Raw genomic sequence first — 14,932 nt, 5'->3', positions numbered from 1 at the left:
ACCCAAGCGAGGTGCGGTTCATGAAGCTGTTATTTTTAGGCACAAGCGCGGGCCGGCCGACCGCGCACCGCAACGTGACGTCGATCGCCGTCACCTTTCCAGAGGATCAAAACCGGTTCTGGCTGTTCGATGCCGGCGAGGGTACGCAGCATCAGCTGCTCCGGTCCAGGCTGAAGCTGGGCAAGCTGAATCGGATCTTTATTACGCATATGCACGGCGACCATGTATACGGATTGCCCGGAATCTTAAGCAGTCGGACGTACTATGAAGGCGCGGACAAGCTGGAGCTGTACGGTCCGCCGGGCTTGCGTGCATACGTCGAGGGCGTGCTGCGATATAGCGAAGCACATTTGAACTACGAGCTCGACATCCACGAGCTCGAAGGCGACGGCGAGGCTTTCGACGACGGTCGCTTCAGGATTGAAGCCGGCGAGCTCGCGCATCGCGTACGCAGCTTCGGCTATCGGATCGAAGAGCATCCGAGATCCGGGCAGCTCGACCTGGCGTACTTGGCCAGCCGCGGGGCGGCGCCCGGGCCGCTTTACGGCAAGCTCAAACGCGGCGAGGATATCGTGCTGCCCGACGGCTCCGTTATCCGAGCGGCGGATGCCGTCGGGCCCAGCGCGTCCGGCCGGGTCGTCACGATCCTGGGCGACACGGTCAAATGCGAACGCGCAGCCCAATTGGCGCGAGGCGCCGATGTGCTCGTCCACGAAGCGACGTTCGGCATCGGACTGGAGGAAAAGGCGGCGCTGTACGGGCATTCGACGTTTTTGCAAGCGGCGGAAACCGCAGCAGCGGCGGGCGCTAAACGGCTAGTCGTCAGCCACATCAGCGCGCGATACGACGACGAGGACGTTCAGACGCTTATCGGGCAAGCCGCCGCGGTATTCCCGCATATCGAAGCCGCTTACGACTTCAAGGAAGTTTTCATATAAGGTCCAACAACGGATAGGGAGTGTCATTCAAATGAGCAGCAACCAAAAGATCAAATTGACTTCGCTGTCCAGCAAGGGCGGCTGCGGATGCAAGATCGGCCCCGGCGATCTGTCCGAGGTGATCCGAAGCTTGCCGTCAGGCCCAGCGGATCCTCATTTGCTCGTCGGCATCGATACGAGCGATGACGCAGGCGTGTACAAGTTAAGCGACGAGCTGGCGATCGTGCAGACCGTCGACTTTTTTACACCGATCGTGGACGACCCGTACGCCTTCGGACAGATTGCTGCGGCCAACGCCATCAGCGACATTTACGCGATGGGCGGCAAGCCGTTAACGGCGTTAAATATCGTAGCGTTCCCGATCAACACGCTGGACAAGCAAATACTCGCGGACATCCTGCGCGGCGCCGGAGACAAAGTGCGGGAGGCCGGAGCGACGCTCGTCGGTGGACACTCCATCGACGACAAGGAGCCGAAGTTCGGTCTTGCCGTCACCGGCGTCATCCATCCGGAACGCATCAAGACGAATGCGGGCGCCAAGCCGGGCAACAAGCTGATCTTAACGAAGCCGATCGGGGTCGGCATCCTCACGACGTCAATTAAAAACGATCGCCTGAGCGAGAGCGAGATCGCACGCGTAACGCAGGTGATGTCCACGCTCAACAAGAAGGCCGCCGAGACGATGGCTGATTACGCGGTGGACGCCTGCACCGATGTCACGGGCTTCGGACTGCTGGGGCATACGCTTGAGATGGCCAAAGGGAGCGGCGTCGGCATCCGCATTCGTCAAGCCGATGTCCCCGTGCTGCCCCGGGCGAGAGAGCTCGCGGAAGGCGGACTCGTGCCGGGCGGCACGAAAAAGAACTACGAGCACGTATCGCCGCATGTGACTTTTCCTGATGCCATGGATCAAACGGACCGCTGGATACTGTGCGACGCGGTCACCTCGGGCGGGCTGCTCATCGCAGTGGCGGACGAGCAAGCGGAGGCGCTGCTTCAAGCCTTGATCGCAGCAGGCGTCGAAGCGAGCATCGTCGGCGAGACGGTCGCCGAGCATCCGGGACAGATCGTTGTCGTCTGACGGAGGAGCGTACGATTATGTTCACTGATATTGCATGGAACGAGCTGTCCGATAAGCGGCGACTCAAGCCGGTCACGCTGATCGACGTTCGTTCGCCCGGCGAGTTCGCGAACGCTACAATACCTGGCAGCATCAATATTCCTTTGTTTAACGACGAGGAACGGGCCGAGGTCGGCACGCTCTATACGCAGGTCGGGACGGAAGCTGCCAAGGAGCGCGGACTCGAGCTCGTTTCGGCCAAGCTCCCCGTTTTCATTAAACAGTTCGCCGCCATCCCCGGCGACAAGGTCGTATTCTGCTGGCGAGGCGGCATGCGCAGCAAAACGACGGCTACCGTGCTGTCGCTCATGGGCATCTACAGCCAACGGCTCGCCGGCGGTTATCGCGCCTACCGGCAATGGGTGATCGAACAGCTCGATAAGTTCGTATTCTCGCCGACGCCGATCGTGCTGCAAGGCTCGACGGGATCGGGCAAGACGGAAATGCTGCTTCGCCTTCAGCAGGAAGGCCGGCCCGTCATCGATCTCGAGGGAATGGCCGGACACCGCGGTTCGATCTTCGGCGGGATCGGCCTGCGGCCGAACAACCAGAAGACGTTCGAATCGCTGCTGCTTGACGCGTTGCTCGCCTATCGTGACGAGCCCTTCGTTCTATTCGAGGCGGAGAGCAAGCGCATAGGCAAAATCGTCGTGCCCGACGTGCTGTTCGGCACGCGGACGCGCGGCTATCAAATTACGATCGAGCTTCCGGTAGAGGTGCGAGCGGCTCAAATTTTGCGGGATTATGAGCCGTGGAAGCACGAGCAAGCTTGTATCGCTTCCTTCTCACGCATACGCGAGCGTATTCATACGCCGATCGCCGCCGAGATCGACGGCTGCCTCAGAACAGGGCGCTACGAGCAGGCCGTCGCGCTGCTGCTTAAGCATTACTACGATCCGCTGTATGCACATTCCACCGCAGCCGCGCTCGATTCCGACATTCGCAACTTGACGGTGTCCGCCGATTCGATCGAGTCGGCTTACGTCGAAGTGAAGCGCGCGATCGCGTCGATCGCGAGCGAATATTTAATGCAATAAACAATCGAAAAAGACGCTATCCTACCGCAATCGCGGATAGGAAGCGTCTTTTAGGCTTAAATCAACCGCAGGCCGCGTGACCGATCAGTATGCCGACCAGCCGCCGTCGGCCGTAACGACGGTGCCGTTGACGAATGCCGAGTCGTCGGAGGCCAGAAACAGCGCGACTGAGGCGATCGCGGACGGATCGCCGACGTCCGAGCGCTGCAGCGCCATGCCCGCCATTGCTTGCTCGAGGCCGAACGGATCCGGCTGCGTGCCGCCCACGCCGATGTTGGTCGCAACGGCGCCTGGCGCGATCGCATTGCAGCGAATGCCGAGCTTGCCGTATTGGAAGCCGACGTTTTTGGTGAGGCCGACCACGGCATGCTTGGATGCCGTGTAGGCGACGCCGGCGCGGGAGCCGAATAGCCCGCCGACGGAAGCCGTATTGACGATGACGCCCTTGCCTTGCGCCTTCATGATCGGGAGCGCTTTGCGGATCGCGCGCATCGGGCCCGCTACGTTGATGTCCATCACGCGCGTCCACATATCGTCGGTGACAGCCTCGGCGGACATCATGGCGTCCATGATACCGGCATTGTTGACGAGAACGTCAAGACTGCCGAAGCTTTCCACGGCCGCATCGATCATGCGGGACACGTCTTCTTCCTTGGAGACGTTGGCGACGACCCCTTTCGCCTGACCGCCGGCGGAAGCGATCTCGGCGACGACCGCGTCGACCGCCACGCCGTTGATGTCGGCGACGACGATTTTCGCGCCTTCTTGTGCGAACAGCAAGGCCATCGCTTTGCCCATGCCCGAGGCGGCGCCCGTGATTACGACGGATTTGTCCTGCAGCTTCATTCGAATCATCCTCCGGAAAGTGTAAGGTGTGCGTTGTTGTTTGGCGACATCGTGTCGCCTATAATATTAGCGGACGGGACAAGCGCCTTGCGTACACTTTGCCCGAATGTGTCGTCTATTCACAAAAATTCAAGGAACATCGCCAGCCTGCGAAAGGGGAAACGACGCGGATGACGCGTACGCACGAGTCCGATTCGAGGGTCGTCCGGTCGCGCAAAGCGTTGAAGGCGGCCATGCTCCGGCTGCTGGCGGAAAAGCCGTTCAGCCTGATCAAGACCAATGAAATCGCAAAGTCCGCCGGCATCAACCGGGTGACCTTCTACGACCATTTCTCGACGAAAGAAGAGCTGCTCGACGAGATTGTAGACGACGTGCTTTCCGAGTACGGGGAAATCATCGAGGCCAGCCCCGGCGATGCGAAAGGGCTTGCTTCAGCGGACGAGCTGTACCGTACGATCCGCAGCTCGGTCAGGCATATTAAGAAGCACGCGGAGTTTTACCGCATCATGCTGCTGACCAACGGGGTACCGGATCTGTCCAACCGGCTTCACGACCAGATGAGCGCCTCGCTTCACAAGACGTTCAGGAAAGCGGGCACGCTCCAGGCGGATATCGAATACGATCTGTATATCGATTGGATCATCGGCGGCGCGATCGGCATTTATAAAAACTGGCTGCAAAACGGGCTGCGGCAAACGGAAGAGGAAATCGCGAAGCAAATGCTGATCATCACGACTGCATCGGTTCGCGGTCTCGACCGGCCGCGCTTGCGATGAATTTCAAAAGGACAAGCGCAGCATTCCGATACTGCCGCAGCTTACTTGGTTTGGCGCCTACGGCCGGCATGTGGTACGATGCCAAAGAACTTAACGGCGTATAAGGCGGAGCCATACGAGGAAGGGAGAACCACTCATGACAGTTACGGTACGGCAAGCGCTCGATATCTTGATCACCTCTGTCGGCAAGCTGGAAGACACGGTCGATACGCTTAAAAGCGGCGACTTGGACGAAGAGGTTCAGGGAATCGCGGTCGCGTTTACAGCCACCTTCGACGTCATCCGCCGCGCGATCGAATCCGGCGCCAATTTGATCATTACGCATGAACCGACTTACTTTAATCATCTCGACGAAACCGATTGGCTGAGCGGAGATCCGGTTTATGAGCGCAAGCGAGAGTTGATCGCGTCGTCGGGCATCGCGATTTTCCGGCTTCACGATTATATTCACGAATACAAGCCGGACGGCATCGTCGACGGGATGTTGAAGGCGCTCGGCTGGGAAGCCTACGCAGATTCCGACGATCCGACGCGATTGACGCTGCCAAACGGCGATGTGTGCACCGTACGCGCCATTGCAGAGGAGGCGAAGCGCAAGCTAGGCATCGACAGCGTGCTGGTCGCCGGGGATCCGGAGCTCCCCGTCGCGCGCTTCGCCTTCGCCGTGGGCGCGCCGGGAGGGCGCGCGCAGATGGCTTATCTAAAGGAACGCGACATCGATCTGTTGATCGCAGGCGAGACTAACGAATGGGAAACCAACGAATACGTCAGGGACGCGGCGGACATGGGCTTGAACAAGGCCTTGATCGTCCTCGGCCACCAGAAGAGCGAGGAGGCGGGCATGCTGACGGTCGTCAAGCTGCTTCGCGGCGCCTTCCCGGATGTCCCGGTCGAGCTTCTGGAGCTTCCTTCGGCAGTTCGACGGATCTAGCGGCTGGAAAACCCAATTACTCATAAATCAGACGGAAGCAGGTTAACTAGGCATGGCAGCGACGGAAAGTCAGAAATACCGCTTCAGCGAAGCGCCTCTGTGGGAGCTGCAGCGCTCATATTACGAGCAGCTAGGATTAAAGGCTTGGAACAACGACCAGGTTCCGCAATATATTACGAGCAATCCGATGATCGGAGATGCATACGCGGAGCTGATCTTCGGCTTTTTGCAGGACCGGGCGTCGCAAGGCGAGCTGGAGGAGGCAGTCACGCTCGTCGAGCTGGGCGCCGGCGCCGGACGTCTGGCTTATCATGTCCTGCATGAGCTGTCCCTTCTCCGCACTTATGCGCAGGTCGCGCTGCCGCCGTTGCGGTATGTGATGACCGATCTTGCGCTTAAAAACGTGGAGGGCTGGCGCGGGCATCCGGCGCTCGCGCCTTTTATCGCGGAAGGCACGCTCGACTTCGCCACGTTCGACGCCGAGCGCGATACGGAGCTTAAGCTGCTCGTCTCCGGAGAGAAGATCCAGCCCGGACAGCTTCGACAGCCTTTGCTGGTCGTGGCGAATTACTTTTTTGACGCAATCCCGCAGGAGCTCATTTACATCGGAGAAGGGCTCGTCTACGACTGCGACGTGGTCGTCGGATCGGCGGATCCTGAGCCGGGATTGACCGTGTCGGAGCAGTTAAAGCGGATTACGCTGTCCTACGAGCACCGGCGGGCGCCGCGGTTCGAGGAAGAAGGGTACCCGTATCGCGACGTGATCGAAATGTATCGGCACGAGCTTGAGGATTCGCATGTGCTGTTTCCCGAGATCGGGCTGCGCTGCCTGGAGCGGCTCGGGCAGTTGTCGCGCGCCGGCTTCGCCATGATTACGGCCGACAAGGGCGACCACCGGCTGGACAATTGGCGCTTCGCTGAGCCGCCGCAGCTCGTCCACCACGGCAGCATCTCTCTGACGGCGAATTACCATGCGATCCAGCACGTTTTCGAGAGGAGGGGCGCGGAAGCGCTTTTCACCGACCATCACTATAACAACATCAACGTGGCGTGCATCCTCATGCTGGAATCGCCCAAGCGTTATGTGAACACAAGGCTTGCGTACCGCAAAAGCGTCGCGCGGTTCGGGCCGGACGACTTCTTCAGCCTGAAGCTGTGGGCCGACCGCGAGATCGAAAAGATGCGGCTTCAGCAAATTCTGGCGTTCTGGCGCCTCGGCGGCTACGACGCGGAGTGGTTCATTCAGACCGCCAAGCGCATCTCCAGCCTGCTGGAAGGGGCGAACGACGAGGAGAAGCTGGATCTGCGCGCGGGCATCCTGCGGATGTGGACGTCCTTCTACATCATGCCGCAGCGCTACGACCTCGCGCTCGATGCAGGCCTGATCCTGTTCGAGATGGACATGTATGCGGACGCCAAGATGCTGCTCGATGCTTCGGCGGAGTCCGACGACGATCCCGTGTCGACCGTTTACTTTTGCCTGGCGATCTGCAGCCTGGAATTGGAGCAGGAGGACGAGGCACGAACGTATTTGCAGCGGGCGCTGGAGCTTGAGCCGGACCACGAGGAAGCACTTACCTTGCTTAAAGCTTTAGGTTAAATTATCTCAAGCATATATACGCAAAAGAGGCTGCCGAGTCTGAAGCTCGGCAGCCTTTCCGTGTTTCCGCGCGGTCCCATCCGGGTCGCATGACATTATTCCCACCAGTGCTTCATCTCGCGATATCCGACATCCCACAGCACCGCGTTGCCCTCCACAACGATCTTTAGCTCGTCGATTCGGTCGAAGGGAACGATGACCGTTTCGAGACCCGTGATATATTCGCCGCTGTATTCGACAAATGCATGGCCGTCCGCGGACAGTGTAACGCTTCCTTCATGCGCCTTGTCGTCCGGAATTCCGAATTCCGCGAAAAAGCGCACGTTTTTCAGGTGTCCAAGCTGAATCGTATAGGTACCGGTCGGAGTGGCGGTAATGACGTTGTACCGGGGCGATACCGACTCGTTTCCGATTGAAAAAACCGGCAGAGGCGATCCTGCGGCCGCATTCGGTTGTCCCTGAACGCTGATGGCTTGGAACGGGCCCTCCGTTTTTTTGAAAAACGCTTCGATCCCTTCCGAAACGAACGTGGAGACGATCAGCAGCACGACGACACTCAGAATAGCTCTTGGCCATTGCCGTACCTTGCGCCTGGAGCGAAAGCCGAATCGCCAAGCCGCATAGCCGATCGAAGCGCCCAGCGTGTTGGATATGATGTCGTCAATGTCGAACGAGCCCAGTCGAGTCAAGCCTTGGAGCGTCTCCAGTGCGGCGATCGCTAAAACGAAAACGACGAAGAATCTGGCGTAGGACCATCGCCATAAATAGGAAATCCATATTCCGAAAGGAATAAAGGCTGCGACGTTGCCAAAGTCGAACAGCCAGGAAAAAGTCGGCTGCGGGAAACTTAGCGGCGGGTACGACGGCACGAGCATGAACGTAAACTCGCTGCTTGAGCGGCTGGTTCTGTCGAACGCAAAAAACATAAAAAATAATATAAGCAATGTGTAAAGTACGACCGCGGTCGCAGCTAATTTCCTGCGATAGGGATTCAAAGTCTTCTTCCTTCCTTCAACCATTTTTTGACGCTTTATATACTTTATACGATTCGAGCTGTCAAAGAAAGGGCGGCGTCTGCATGATTATGAAACAATCATGTCAGTGTCCGAAGCCGATAAAACGGGCTTTGCAAGTTACATGCCATGTGAGTTATACTTTGTGAATATTCGCCAAGAGGAGAGACGCACATGTCGAACAAGATCAGGATCGGAATCGTGGGTTACGGCAATTTGGGCCGCGGCGTACATAAGGCAATCGGGCAAAACGAGGATATGGAATTGATCGCAATTTTTACGCGGCGCGACGCCGCCAAGATGAGCGCCGAGACGAACGTTAACGCTAGATTCGAGTCGATCTCCGATATCGAACGTTTCCAGGGAGAGATTGACGTGATGATCCTGTGCGGAGGCTCGGCGACGGATCTGCCTGAACAGACGCCGATGGTAGCCGCCAGCTTTAATACGGTAGACAGCTTCGATACGCATGCGAAAATTCCGGAATTTTATCGGGCGGTCGACGAAGCGGCGCGCAAGGGCGGAAACGTGAGCGTCATATCGACCGGGTGGGATCCCGGACTTTTTTCGATGAATCGTCTGTTGGCAGAAGCGATTCTGCCGCACGGCAAGGAGTACACGTTCTGGGGAAAAGGCGTCAGCCAGGGGCATTCTGATGCAATCCGGCGCGTCGCCGGGGTCAAAGCAGGCGTTCAGTACACGATTCCGGTCGAACGCGCGATCGCAAGCGTGCGCAGCGGGGAGAACCCGGAGCTTGCGACGCGGGACAAGCACGAACGCCTGTGCTTTGTAGTCGCCGAGCCGGGTGCCGATAAGGAAGCGATCGCGCGCGAGATCAAAGAGATGCCCAACTATTTCTCGGATTACGACACGACTGTCGAATTCATTACCGAGGAGCAACTGAAGGCGGAGCATGGTGGCATGCCGCATGGCGGCTTCGTCCTTCGCAGCGGCGTGACGGGAGACGGCACGCAGCAATTGATCGAATTCGGCTTGAAGCTGGGCAGCAATCCCGAATTCACCGCCAGTGTCCTGGTCGCTTACGCACGCGCGGCGGCGCGGCTGTCTTGCGAAGGCGCCTCCGGCGCGAAAACCGTGTTCGACATCCCGCTCGGACATCTATCCCCTTACGCGGCCGAAGCGCTCCGCGAGCGTCTGCTGTAAGGACCGCAGGAAGCGTCGGTTCGCCGAGTTCGCGGCAACAAGCCGAGTTTGCTATAATCATTGCATCTTGCGATAATGGAGCGCGAACATGACACTACCGATTATCCTGGTCGTCATCGTGATGGTCGCCGGCTTCGCGGCGACGATCGCCATCGGGCAATCGAAGACGAATAAAGAAGGAAACCCCGGCTATTTCCACCAGACGGGCAAGAAATGGGCGAACCTCAGCTGGATTTACGTCGTGTGCACGATCGCGATCGTCGCCGTGCTGATTTATGCGTTGAACCGATAGCGTTTGTTTAAGGGCCGCGCCGAGCGCGGCTTTTTTGCATTTTTTCATGTTAGAAAGTATAAAATCGGCAGGAAACGCTGTACAGCGCCTCTTCGGCTCGGAACAAGCCGCACTCTCGACAGGTAACGCTGTACAGCGTCTCTTCGGCCCTGAACAAGCCGCACTCTCGACAGGTAACGCTGTACAGCGTCTCTTCGGCCCGGAATACGACGCACTCTCGACAGGTAACGCTGTACAGCGCCTCTTCGGCTTAGAACACGCCGCACTCCCGACAGATGACGCTGTACAGCGCCTCTTCGGTCGGCTGCGGAAAGTTGGCGCGAAGTTCGTTTAGGCGATCAGGAAGAAAGGGGACGAGGACTGACTCCCACCTTTCACGCGACTGATGCAAGGACCGTCGGGGCGAACTCTCCTTACGGTTCTCTTAAGCTGACGGCATGTTCACATAATCGGCCCCCTTTCGGAATACAGTGAAGGATAGCAGCTTGTCTTGCGATATCCGAACGAAATGGGGTTGGATCGTAACATGCCGGACCACAATATTCGAACGACAGAGCCGTCCGTCGCGATGCTGGGCATCGGAACTGCGGTGCCTGCGCACAAGCTGGATCAGCTGGACACGGCCCAGCGCTTGGCGGAAGCCCTTCAGGAGACGCCCGACGCAGCCCGCTGGGCAAGACGCCTTTTCAAACAATGCGGCGTGGAGACGCGCTATACCTGCGAGCCCGCACTGTTTGAGCCGGCTGCGAGCAATCGTTATTTCGCCCAGCTGTCGAGGCTTCCCGTGCCTACGACCTCGCAGCGCATGGCGACGTACAAGCAGTCGTCCGTGCCGCTCGCGCTTCGTGCGGCTTCCGCGGCGGTCGCCGACGCGCGTGTATCGTCTTCGGTGCTGACGCATCTGATCACAGTGAGCTGTACCGGGCAATTTCTGCCCGGACTGGACGCGGCGCTGACCAAGGCACTTGGATTAAGGGATTCGATAAACCGGATCCCGCTCACCTTCCTCGGCTGCGCGGCCGGGCTGAAGGCGATCGGCTTGGCCCGCGATATCGTGCGGGGACAGCCGGACGCTGCGGTGCTGGTCGTCTGCGTCGAGCTGTGCACGCTGCATATTCAACCCTCGGCCGCAAAGGAAGCGCTGTTTGGCGCATCGTTTTTCGGCGACGGGGCGTCCGCTTGCGTGATCGGCGCCACCGAAGACGACGATCGGGATGTCTTCGAGCTCGGAAAGCCGACCAGCGCCTTGCTGCCGGAAGGCGAAGGCGAGATGGTGTGGGAAGTCGGCGATCACGGCTTCGACCTTTATTTATCCTCGCGCATACCGGCTTTGATCGGCCGTTATTTGCCGAAGCGCCTGGCAGGGCTGCTGGACCCGCAGGACACATGGCCCGGCATTTGGGCAATTCATCCCGGCGGCAAAGGCATCATCGACGCGCTCGAATCGGAGCTTGGCTTGGAAGACGAGCACACCAGGTACAGCAGAGGCGTGCTGCGCGACTTCGGCAACATGTCTTCCGCGACGCTGCTGTTCGTGTTGAACGCCATTCGGCTGGCCAAACGTGCGGAAGACGCGCCGCGCACGGAAGGAATCTGTCTCGCGTTCGGACCCGGGCTTTCCTGCGAGCTGCTGCCGATCGCGTACCGGCCCGAAAGAAGGAGCTTGAACCTTTCGAGAACGGAAAGCGACGCCGAAAGCGACCGCGATTCGAGCGATGAAGCGCAGCTTGCCTCGCATGTCTCGCATGTTTAGGTCGTTGGAGGTTCGCGCCAAGGGCCCCGAGCTGATGGACGATCCCGCGCAGGGCGGGGATGAGCTGCGCGAAGCGCTCAGGCATTTGCGCAGGCTGAACCGCCTGTTCGCCGCGTCCGGCAGGACGCTGTACGGCGTCGCCCGGCTCTGGGAGCAGGCAGGACGGCCGTCACGTCTGACGGTGCTCGACATTGGCTCGGGCTCCGGGGACGTCAACGCGGCGCTGCTCCGGTGGGCCGATGCGCGCGGCGTTGCGATAAGCATCACGCTCGCGGACCGGACGGAGGAGGCGTGCGCCGAAGCACGGTCCTATTACGCGGACGAACCTCGTGTAAACGTCGTGCGGCGCGACCTCTTTGCGCTGGAGGCGGAGACGGCCGATATCGTGACCGCTTCCCAATTCGTTCATCATTTTGCGGACGAGGAGCTGCCGGAGGTCGCGGGAGCGATGCTGCGCGCGTCTAGGCTGGGCATCGTCATTCAGGATATCCACCGCCACTGGCTCGCCTGGACGGCCGTGTGGCTGGCGGCCCGGCTCGTATCGGGCAACCGCTTCGTCGTGAACGACGGCCCGCTGTCGGTTGCAAAAGGCTTCCGCGCAGCGGATTGGGAGCGCCTTCGCGTTAGGCTGCGCACGCGCAGCCTTGCGTACAGCTGGCGGCCTTTGTTCCGGTATATCGTTACGGTGCCGAAGACAACCGCTCCAGGGGGCGGCGCGCATAAAACGGAGGCGATTCCGTTTGGCCGCAGTTAAGGACGGCTCGCCGCTCTTTCCCGAATCGGTGGACGCGGCGATTATCGGTGGAGGCATCGCGGGCAGCAGCCTCGCCAAAGCGCTCGCGGACCGCGGGCGGAAGGTGCTGCTGATCGACAGGAAGGCATTTCCCCGGCACAAAGTATGCGGGGAATTTCTATCGCCCGAGTCGATCGGCATGCTGACGGAGCTCGGCTTCGCACCGGCAATCCAGGCGCTCGGTCCGGCAGCGATCCGGGCGGCCCGGATTCATGCATTCGGCGGCGCGCCGCTACGCGTGCCGCTGCCCGGCATGGCATGGGGGCTGAGCCGACATGCCCTCGACGATACGCTGCACCGCGCAGCCGGCCTGGCGGGGGCAGAGATCGCGACAGGCGCGGCCGTCGCCGCGATGCGGCGCGAAGCGGACGGCTACGCGCTGCATATCGCGCAAGGCGGCTTCGCGCAAACGGTGCGGGCTCGCGTCGTCATCGGCGCTTGGGGCGTTAATGGACGCGCGCCGGATATAACCGGCGGCGAGACAAGTGGCGAGACAAGGAGGATCAAGCCTGCCGGCTCGCCTTACCTAGGCGTCAAAATGCATTTCTCCGGCATCGAAGCCGCGGACGAAGTCGAACTCTACTTTTTCGAGGGCGGCTATTTGGGGCTGTCGCCGGCGGGCGGCGGCCTCGTGAACGTCGCCGCGCTGTTCGACAGGCGCGCGTGCCGGGAGACGCCGACCGCCGTGCACGGCTGGCTCGATCTGGCGCGCGCACGCTGTCCGGCGCTCGCACGGCGATTGGACGGCGCAGCGCCCGTCCCGGGCACGCAGGCGGCCGTCGCGCCGGTGCGCTTGTACGCGAAGCCGATCCCCTGGGACGGCGTCCCGCTCGTCGGCGACGCATGCGTCACGATCCCCCCGCTCTGCGGGGACGGGATGTCGATGGCGCTGCGCGCCGCGCAGCTGAGCGCGGCGTACGCCGAGCGCCGCCTTGGCGGCGAGCTGACCGATGCCGAGTGGGAGGAAGCATACGCCCTCGCGGTTAGGCGCGCGTTCAGCGGCCCGCTGCGATGGGGGAACCTGCTTCAGCGCGCTGCCGGCAAGCCGCCTTTGGCGCGTGCGGCGCTGGGCGCGGCGCGCTTCATGCCTTCGCTCGGAAGCCTGCTCGTGCGGGCGACCCGGCTCAAGCCGACGCAGCACAACGACAGCGCACTCAAAGACACGCATCCAACGACGGGGTAGACGCCGCCCGTATCCTGTAATATAATCGTGTCAAGTTCATAAGCGCGGCGGAGAAAAGGAGAGCACGCGACTCAGGTCCCTACGGGATGAGTTCGTGCTTTCCTTTTTTCTTTTCATTGACCGCACAACGGAGGAGGCTTACGATGCCATTCAGCCGACAGCGCATACTCCCCGCGGCGCGCAAGGTCAAGGATCTTGAGAAGCTGCTGCGGCTGCCGTACGAATACGTCGTGCTGCTCGACATGCACGTCGCGCAGCTGCAGCCGATCGTGCAGCTCGCGAAGTCGAACGGCAAGAAGCCGATCGTGCACGCGGACCTGATCGAAGGGCTCAAAAACGACGAGTACGCGGCCGAGTTCATCTGCCAGATTGCAAGGCCGGCGGGCATCGTCAGCACCCGGGCAAGCGTCATCGCGAAGACGAAGCAGAACAAGCTGCTGGCGATCCAGCGGCTGTTCCTGCTCGACACCAACGCGCTCGAGAAGAGCTATGCGCTGTTCGAACGGACGAAGCCCGACTATATCGAGGTGCTGCCGGGCGTCATTCCCCATATGATCGCCGAGGTGCACGAGCGCACCGGCATTCCCGTCTTCGCCGGCGGCCTGATCCGCTCGGTGAACGATGTCGAGCAAGCGCTCGCAGCCGGCGCTTCCGCGGTTACGACGTCGGACAAGGCGCTGTGGAAGCATTACGAAAATGACGACAACGGGTCACGCTAGGGGGAGCAGATATGGAACACCGGTATATATTGGCGCTCGATCAAGGGACGACGAGCTCCCGCGCGATTCTTTTCGACAAAGGCGGCCATGCCGTCGCCGTGGCGCAGCAGGAAATCAAACAATACTTCCCCAAGCCGGGATGGGTCGAGCACGACGCCAACGAGATCTGGCTGTCCGTGCTGGGCGTCGTCGCGCGCGTGCTGACGGAAGCGGACGTCTTGCCGGAGCAGATCGAAGCGACCGGCATCACCAATCAGGGCGAGACGACGGTCGTCTGGGACCGCCATACAGGGAGGCCGATTCATCGCGCGATCGTGTGGCAATCCCGGCAGACGAACGACATATGCGAGGCGCTGCGGCAGCAAGGTTTTGACGATCTGATCCGGCAAAAGACGGGTCTGCTGATCGATGCCTACTTTTCCGGAACGAAGGTCAAGTGGCTGCTCGATCATGTGGAAGGCGCAAGGGACAAGGCGGCGCGCGGCGACCTGCTCTTCGGCACGATCGACACATGGCTCGTCTGGAAAATGAGCGGCGGCAAGGCACACGTGACCGACTACTCCAACGCCTCCCGCACGCTGCTGTACAACGTCCGTTCGCTCGAATGGGACGACGAGCTGCTGGACATGCTGGAGGTGCCCCGCGCGATGCTGCCCAAGGTGCGTTCCTCCTCCGAAGTGTGTGCGCATACGGTGGACCACCATTTCTTCGGCCGCAACATTCCGATCGCGGGGGTCGCGGGCGACCAGACGGCTGCGCTGTTCGGG

The 14,932-nt window shown here is 60.5% G+C and carries 15 protein-coding genes; 13 read left to right on the top strand and 2 right to left on the bottom strand.

What is annotated here, in order from left to right:
• Nucleotides 1–20 precede the first annotated feature (20 nt).
• The 3 genes from rnz to mnmH are packed head-to-tail and all read left to right on the top strand — an operon-like array spanning nt 21 to nt 3,095.
• The gene (gene rnz, locus KVT38_RS24560; protein WP_217596385.1) at nt 21–938 is read left to right on the top strand and encodes a ribonuclease Z; all 918 of its coding nucleotides are present in this window, start codon (nt 21–23) and stop codon (nt 936–938) included.
• A gap of 31 nt (nt 939–969) precedes the next feature.
• The gene (selD, locus tag KVT38_RS24555; protein WP_217596384.1) at nt 970–2,019 is read left to right on the top strand and encodes a selenide, water dikinase SelD; all 1,050 of its coding nucleotides are present in this window, start codon (nt 970–972) and stop codon (nt 2,017–2,019) included.
• A 17-nt stretch (nt 2,020–2,036) separates the two neighbouring features.
• On the top strand, nt 2,037–3,095 hold the full coding sequence (mnmH, locus tag KVT38_RS24550; RefSeq protein WP_217596383.1) for a tRNA 2-selenouridine(34) synthase MnmH: 1,059 nt from the start codon (nt 2,037–2,039) through the stop codon (nt 3,093–3,095).
• An 84-nt stretch (nt 3,096–3,179) separates the two neighbouring features.
• Here mnmH and KVT38_RS24545 read toward each other — a convergent pair whose 3' ends face one another.
• Nucleotides 3,180–3,941, bottom strand: a complete 762-nt coding sequence (locus KVT38_RS24545) for a glucose 1-dehydrogenase (protein WP_217596382.1) — start codon at nt 3,939–3,941, stop codon at nt 3,180–3,182.
• A 170-nt stretch (nt 3,942–4,111) separates the two neighbouring features.
• Here KVT38_RS24545 and KVT38_RS24540 point away from each other — a divergent pair, with 170 nt between their 5' ends.
• The 3 genes from KVT38_RS24540 to KVT38_RS24530 all read left to right on the top strand — a co-directional run bounded on the left by KVT38_RS24540 (nt 4,112) and on the right by KVT38_RS24530 (nt 7,248).
• Nucleotides 4,112–4,717 (top strand): TetR/AcrR family transcriptional regulator, encoded by a 606-nt coding sequence (locus KVT38_RS24540; RefSeq protein ID WP_217596381.1) that lies wholly within the window; start codon nt 4,112–4,114, stop codon nt 4,715–4,717.
• Nucleotides 4,718–4,853: 136 nt separating this feature from the next.
• Nucleotides 4,854–5,648: a Nif3-like dinuclear metal center hexameric protein gene (locus tag KVT38_RS24535; RefSeq protein WP_254639526.1), complete on the top strand. Its 795-nt coding sequence runs from the start codon at nt 4,854–4,856 to the stop codon at nt 5,646–5,648.
• 52 nt (nt 5,649–5,700) lie between these two features.
• The gene (locus KVT38_RS24530; RefSeq protein ID WP_217596380.1) at nt 5,701–7,248 is read left to right on the top strand and encodes a tetratricopeptide repeat protein; all 1,548 of its coding nucleotides are present in this window, start codon (nt 5,701–5,703) and stop codon (nt 7,246–7,248) included.
• Nucleotides 7,249–7,343: 95 nt separating this feature from the next.
• Here KVT38_RS24530 and KVT38_RS24525 read toward each other — a convergent pair whose 3' ends face one another.
• Nucleotides 7,344–8,267, bottom strand: a complete 924-nt coding sequence (locus KVT38_RS24525) for a VanZ family protein (RefSeq protein ID WP_256455049.1) — start codon at nt 8,265–8,267, stop codon at nt 7,344–7,346.
• Nucleotides 8,268–8,435: 168 nt separating this feature from the next.
• On the opposite strand from KVT38_RS24525, the gene KVT38_RS24520 reads away from it, so the two are divergent.
• From KVT38_RS24520 to KVT38_RS24490, 7 genes are all read left to right on the top strand, one after another.
• Nucleotides 8,436–9,425, top strand: coding sequence for a diaminopimelate dehydrogenase (locus KVT38_RS24520; protein WP_217596378.1), 990 nt, complete (start codon nt 8,436–8,438; stop codon nt 9,423–9,425).
• Between the two features lie 88 nt (nt 9,426–9,513).
• Complete coding sequence (locus KVT38_RS24515) at nt 9,514–9,717, top strand: hypothetical protein (protein ID WP_217596377.1); 204 nt, start codon at nt 9,514–9,516, stop codon at nt 9,715–9,717.
• A gap of 526 nt (nt 9,718–10,243) precedes the next feature.
• Complete coding sequence (locus KVT38_RS24510; protein WP_217596376.1) at nt 10,244–11,470, top strand: type III polyketide synthase; 1,227 nt, start codon at nt 10,244–10,246, stop codon at nt 11,468–11,470.
• A complete protein-coding gene (locus KVT38_RS24505) occupies nt 11,463–12,224 on the top strand; it encodes a methyltransferase domain-containing protein (protein ID WP_217596428.1) in 762 nt (253 codons plus the stop codon). Before KVT38_RS24510 ends, KVT38_RS24505 begins: the two co-directional genes overlap by 8 nt.
• Nucleotides 12,211–13,446 carry an NAD(P)/FAD-dependent oxidoreductase gene (locus KVT38_RS24500; RefSeq protein ID WP_254639525.1) on the top strand — a complete coding sequence of 412 codons (1,236 nt, stop codon included), beginning with the start codon at nt 12,211–12,213 and terminating at the stop codon, nt 13,444–13,446. The genes KVT38_RS24505 and KVT38_RS24500 overlap by 14 nt, the downstream gene beginning before the upstream one ends.
• A 143-nt stretch (nt 13,447–13,589) precedes the next feature.
• The gene (locus tag KVT38_RS24495; RefSeq protein ID WP_217596375.1) at nt 13,590–14,165 is read left to right on the top strand and encodes a glycerol-3-phosphate responsive antiterminator; all 576 of its coding nucleotides are present in this window, start codon (nt 13,590–13,592) and stop codon (nt 14,163–14,165) included.
• An 11-nt stretch (nt 14,166–14,176) separates the two neighbouring features.
• Nucleotides 14,177–14,932, top strand: a 756-nt coding sequence (locus tag KVT38_RS24490) for an FGGY family carbohydrate kinase (protein ID WP_254639524.1), incomplete at its 3' end; no start/stop codon positions are given.

It is taken from the genome of Cohnella sp. GbtcB17, assembly GCF_019091135.1.
Lineage (GTDB): Bacteria > Bacillota > Bacilli > Paenibacillales > Paenibacillaceae > Cohnella.
Note: the sequence above shows the minus strand (reverse complement) of the source record. Positions and strands in the feature narration are given on the sequence as shown.

Excerpts from the sequence above, each read along its gene's own strand:
- KVT38_RS24545 (WP_217596382.1), bottom strand. The coding sequence starts at position 3,941 with ATGAAGCTGCAGGACAAATCCGTCGTAATCACGGGCGCCGCCTCGGGC.
- KVT38_RS24520 (WP_217596378.1), top strand. The coding sequence starts at position 8,436 with ATGTCGAACAAGATCAGGATCGGAATCGTGGGTTACGGCAATTTGGGC.
- KVT38_RS24515 (WP_217596377.1), top strand. The coding sequence starts at position 9,514 with ATGACACTACCGATTATCCTGGTCGTCATCGTGATGGTCGCCGGCTTC.
- KVT38_RS24510 (WP_217596376.1), top strand. The coding sequence starts at position 10,244 with ATGCCGGACCACAATATTCGAACGACAGAGCCGTCCGTCGCGATGCTG.
- mnmH (WP_217596383.1), top strand. The coding sequence starts at position 2,037 with ATGTTCACTGATATTGCATGGAACGAGCTGTCCGATAAGCGGCGACTC.
- KVT38_RS24525 (WP_256455049.1), bottom strand. The coding sequence starts at position 8,267 with ATGGTTGAAGGAAGGAAGAAGACTTTGAATCCCTATCGCAGGAAATTA.
- KVT38_RS24505 (WP_217596428.1), top strand. The coding sequence starts at position 11,463 with ATGTTTAGGTCGTTGGAGGTTCGCGCCAAGGGCCCCGAGCTGATGGAC.
- KVT38_RS24535 (WP_254639526.1), top strand. The coding sequence starts at position 4,854 with ATGACAGTTACGGTACGGCAAGCGCTCGATATCTTGATCACCTCTGTC.
- rnz (WP_217596385.1), top strand. The coding sequence starts at position 21 with ATGAAGCTGTTATTTTTAGGCACAAGCGCGGGCCGGCCGACCGCGCAC.
- KVT38_RS24495 (WP_217596375.1), top strand. The coding sequence starts at position 13,590 with ATGCCATTCAGCCGACAGCGCATACTCCCCGCGGCGCGCAAGGTCAAG.
- KVT38_RS24530 (WP_217596380.1), top strand. The coding sequence starts at position 5,701 with ATGGCAGCGACGGAAAGTCAGAAATACCGCTTCAGCGAAGCGCCTCTG.
- selD (WP_217596384.1), top strand. The coding sequence starts at position 970 with ATGAGCAGCAACCAAAAGATCAAATTGACTTCGCTGTCCAGCAAGGGC.
- KVT38_RS24540 (WP_217596381.1), top strand. The coding sequence starts at position 4,112 with ATGACGCGTACGCACGAGTCCGATTCGAGGGTCGTCCGGTCGCGCAAA.